This is a genomic window from Streptomyces thermovulgaris (assembly GCF_002155915.1).
Taxonomy (GTDB): Bacteria; Actinomycetota; Actinomycetes; order Streptomycetales; family Streptomycetaceae; genus Streptomyces; species Streptomyces thermovulgaris.
In genome coordinates, this window is the sequence record NZ_MUME01000368.1 from 1 (window position 1) to 4,337 (window position 4,337).

General features: G+C 72.3%; 3 protein-coding genes and 1 pseudogene. 3 read left to right on the forward strand and 1 reads right to left on the reverse strand.

Translation table 11 applies throughout. From position 1 onward, the window contains the following. Positions 1-69 precede the first annotated feature (69 nt). The 3 genes from CCN35_RS24240 (at position 70) to sucD (ending at position 3,936) form a co-directional block, all read left to right on the forward strand. The gene (locus CCN35_RS24240; protein ID WP_086794355.1) at positions 70-1,257 is read left to right on the forward strand and encodes a VWA domain-containing protein; all 1,188 of its coding nucleotides are present in this window, start codon (positions 70-72) and stop codon (positions 1,255-1,257) included. Positions 1,258-1,848: 591 nt separating this feature from the next. Beyond that, positions 1,849-3,030: an ADP-forming succinate--CoA ligase subunit beta gene (gene sucC / locus CCN35_RS24245; RefSeq protein ID WP_067394583.1), complete on the forward strand. Its 1,182-nt coding sequence runs from the start codon at positions 1,849-1,851 to the stop codon at positions 3,028-3,030. A gap of 21 nt (positions 3,031-3,051) precedes the next feature. Continuing rightward, on the forward strand, positions 3,052-3,936 hold the full coding sequence (sucD, locus tag CCN35_RS24250; RefSeq protein WP_067394580.1) for a succinate--CoA ligase subunit alpha: 885 nt from the start codon (positions 3,052-3,054) through the stop codon (positions 3,934-3,936). A gap of 194 nt (positions 3,937-4,130) precedes the next feature. Here sucD and CCN35_RS29005 read toward each other — a convergent pair. Then, positions 4,131-4,337: pseudogene (locus tag CCN35_RS29005) on the reverse strand (helix-turn-helix domain-containing protein); the annotation flags it as partial.

Below are 4,337 nucleotides of genomic sequence, written 5' to 3' on the forward strand. Positions count from 1 at the left end.
CGCCGCCCCCACGAGCCCGGCGTCGTTGTCGTTCCTCTCCCCGGCAGCCGGGCTCGTGGGGGCGGCGGGATGAGCACGGACGGGAGGCACGGCGTGACGGAGCAGGAGCAGGAGCAGGAGCAGGAGCGGCTGCGGCGCTGGCGGCTCGTGCTCGGCGGCGGCCCGGCCGACGGCACCGGATGCGCGCTGTCGGGCCGGGACGCGGCGATGGACGGGGCGCTCGCCGCGCTCTACGGCACGGGGGACGGGCCGCGCACGGGCCGGGACCGCTCGGCGGGACTGGGGGCCTCGGCGCCCTCGGTGGCGCGCTGGCTCGGGGACATACGCACCTACTTCCCCTCCTCCGTCGTCCAGGTCATGCAGCGGGACGCCATCGACCGGCTCGGGCTGGCCACGCTGCTGCTGGAGCCGGAGATGCTGGACGCGGTGGAGGCGGACGTCCACCTCGTCGGCACCCTGCTCTCGCTCGGCGAGGCGATGCCGGAGACGGCGAGGGAGACGGCACGGGCCGTGGTGCGCAAGGTCGTCGAGGACCTGGAGAGGCGGCTGGCCGGCCGCACCCGGGCCGCGGTCGCCGGCGCCCTCGACCGCAGTGCGCGCATCAGCCGGCCCCGCCACCGCGACATCGACTGGAACCGCACCGTCGCGGCCAATCTCAGGCACTACCTGCCGGAGCACCGGACGGTCGTGCCCGAGCGGCTGATCGGCTACGGCCGGGCGTCGCGGTCCGTGCGGAAGGAGGTCGTCCTCTGCGTCGACCAGTCCGGGTCGATGGCGGCGTCCGTGGTGTACGCCTCCGTGTTCGGGGCGGTGCTGGCGTCCGTGCGGTCCCTCAGCACCCGGCTGGTCGTCTTCGACACGGCGGTCGTCGACCTGACCGACCGGCTCGACGACCCGGTCGACGTGCTCTTCGGCACCCGACTCGGCGGCGGCACGGACATCAACCGGGCGCTGGCGTACTGCCAGTCGCGGATCACCCGGCCCGCGGAGACGGTGGTCGTGCTGATCAGCGACCTGTACGAGGGCGGCATACGGAACGAGATGCTCAAGCGGGTCGCCGCGATGAAGGCGTCCGGGGTGCAGTTCGTGGCGCTGCTCGCGCTCTCCGACGAGGGGGCGCCCGCGTACGACCGTGAGCACGCGGCGGCGCTCGCCGCGCTCGGGGCACCGGCGTTCGCCTGCACCCCCGACCTCTTCCCGGACGTGATGGCGGCGGCGATCGAGAAGCGTCCGCTTCCGGTGCCGGACGCCGCGTGACGCGCACGGCGCAGACGCGGGTCCCGCGGCGACAGGGGGGGGCTCCCGGCGCACCCTCGGCAACCCCGCGCGAGGGACTCCGTCCCGCCCCTCGTATCGTCTCGTTCCGTCTCGTGCCGCCGTCCGGCGCGCACCGCCCGCGTCGGTGCGCGCCGGGGCGGACGAGCCGGCCGGGACACGGCCGGAAGCGGGGCCGCCGACGCCCCCGGACGGCCGAAGCCATCGGCCGGTCCGGTCGTGCCGCCCGGGACCCCGTGGAAGGGCGGGCCGTTCCCCCGGGGCGGGGACCGTCCGTCCGGGCCCCCGCGAGGGCTGACGCGAGAGGTCCCACCGGGCCGCCCCAGCCCGGTGGGGTACCGCACACGGCACGCCGTGCCAGTCAGTGCGGCATCATGTGACAGGTATCACCGCTCACGTGTGACCCCGGATTTACGGGGTTTTCGCAAGCGGAGATAACCTGCCAGGTGGACATGCCGCGCGCTCGGACACCGTGTGCGCCTCCCCTGTGACCCGGAGTGGACGTCACGTTGCCCTTCGCGGCACGCCCACGCATTCAACGAACCGCGAGATCACTGATAGGGACGGAAGCGCGTGGACCTGTTCGAGTACCAGGCGAGGGACCTCTTCGCCAAGCACGATGTACCGGTGCTGGCCGGTGAAGTCATCGACACGCCTGAGGCGGCGCGCGAGATCACCGAGCGGCTGGGCGGCAAGTCGGTCGTCAAGGCCCAGGTGAAGGTCGGTGGTCGCGGCAAGGCCGGTGGCGTGAAGCTCGCCGCCACCCCGGACGAGGCCGTCGCCCGGGCGACGGACATCCTCGGCATGGACATCAAGGGCCACACGGTCCGCAAGGTGATGATCGCCGAGACCGCTCCGGAGATCGTCGAGGAGTACTACGTCTCCTTCCTCCTCGACCGCGCCAACCGCACCTTCCTCGCCATCGCCTCCGTCGAGGGCGGCGTGGACATCGAGGAAGTGGCGGCCACCCGCCCCGAGGCCGTCGCCAAGGTCCCCGTCGACGCCGTCGACGGCGTGGACCTGGCCAAGGCCAAGGAGATCGTCGCCGCGGCGAAGTTCCCGGCCGACGTCGCCGACAAGGTCGCCGACGTCCTGGTGAAGCTGTGGAAGGTGTTCGTCGAGGAGGACGCCCTCCTGGTCGAGGTGAACCCGCTCGCCAAGGTCGCCTCCGGCGATGTGATCGCCCTCGACGGCAAGGTCTCCCTGGACGACAACGCCGAGTTCCGCCACCCCGAGTTCGAGGCGCTCCACGACAAGGCCGCCGCCAACCCGCTCGAGGCGGCCGCCAAGGAGAAGAACCTCAACTACGTCAAGCTCGACGGCGAGGTCGGCATCATCGGCAACGGCGCCGGCCTGGTCATGTCGACCCTGGACGTCGTCGCCTACGCGGGCGAGGCCCACAAGGGCGTCAAGCCCGCCAACTTCCTGGACATCGGCGGTGGCGCCTCCGCCGAGGTCATGGCCAACGGCCTTGAGATCATCCTTGGTGACCCGGACGTGAAGTCCGTCTTCGTCAACGTCTTCGGTGGCATCACCGCCTGCGACGCGGTCGCCAACGGCATTGTGCAGGCCCTCGATCTCCTCGAGTCCAGGGGCGAGGAGGTCACCAAGCCGATCGTCGTGCGCCTCGACGGCAACAACGCCGAGCTGGGCCGCAAGATCCTGGACGACCGCAAGCACCCGCTCATCCAGCGGGTGGACACGATGGACGGCGCGGCCGACAAGGCCGCCGAGCTGGCTGCCGCCGCGAAGTAAGGGACGAGGTCACAGAACACCATGGCTATCTTCCTCACCAAGGAATCCAAGGTCATCGTCCAGGGCATGACCGGCTCCGAGGGTCAGAAGCACACCCGCCGCATGCTGGCCGCCGGCACGAACATCGTCGGTGGCGTCAACCCGCGCAAGGCGGGCCAGACCGTCGACTTCGACGGCACCGAGGTGCCGGTCTTCGGCACCGTCAAGGAGGCCATCGAGAAGACCGGCGCCGATGTGACGGTCGTCTTCGTCCCGGAGAAGTTCACCAAGGACGCGGTCATCGAGGCCATCGACGCCGAGATCCCGCTCGCGGTCGTCATCACCGAGGGCATCGCGGTGCACGACACGGCCGCCTTCTGGGCGCACGCCTGCAAGAAGGGCAACAAGACCCGCATCATCGGCCCGAACTGCCCCGGTCTGATCACCCCCGGCCAGTCCAACGCCGGCATCATCCCGGCCGACATCACCAAGCCGGGCCGCATCGGCCTGGTCTCGAAGTCCGGCACGCTGACGTACCAGATGATGTACGAGCTGCGGGACATCGGCTTCTCCACCTGCGTCGGCATCGGCGGCGACCCGGTCATCGGCACCACGCACATCGACTGCCTCAAGGCGTTCCAGGAGGACCCCGACACCGACCTGATCGTCATGATCGGCGAGATCGGCGGTGACGCCGAGGAGCGTGCCGCGGCCTTCATCAAGGAGCACGTGACCAAGCCGGTCGTCGGCTACGTCGCGGGCTTCACCGCGCCCGAGGGCAAGACCATGGGCCACGCCGGCGCCATCGTCTCCGGCTCCTCCGGCACCGCCCAGGCCAAGAAGGAGGCCCTGGAGGCCGCGGGCGTCAAGGTCGGCAAGACCCCGACCGAGACGGCCAAGCTCGCCCGGGCCATCCTCGGCAGCTGAACGCCGCCCGGCCGGACACGGCCCGGCTGAACGGCCGCGCACGGCCGGGCCGAGGACGGCCCGGCCGGGACACGGCCGACCGCCGGGTCCCTCGGCCCGAAGGTTTTGTGGGCCCGTTCCCCGCACGGGGGGCGGGCCCACAGGCGTGTCCGGGCCCGGACGGCGGGCCCGGACGGCGGGTCCGGACGGGGGGACTATCCGGCCCTCGGCGCCGGCCGCTCCGGGCCGTCCTGCGGCTCCTGCGGCTCCTGCGGCTCCGCGCGCGGCGCGGACGCCCCCGGCGGGAGGGACCCGGACGCACCCCGCGACGGCACCTCCCGGACCACGCGCTCGGGGGACACCGGCAGGGGAGGGTGCGGGGGGACCGTGCGCAGCGTGAGCGCCGTCGCGCCGACGACGGT

What these genes read in the sequence shown, in the direction of transcription:
- sucD (WP_067394580.1), top strand. Translation starts at nt 3,052, where the DNA reads ATGGCTATCTTCCTCACCAAGGAATCCAAGGTCATCGTCCAGGGCATG.
- CCN35_RS24240 (WP_086794355.1), top strand. Translation starts at nt 70, where the DNA reads ATGAGCACGGACGGGAGGCACGGCGTGACGGAGCAGGAGCAGGAGCAG.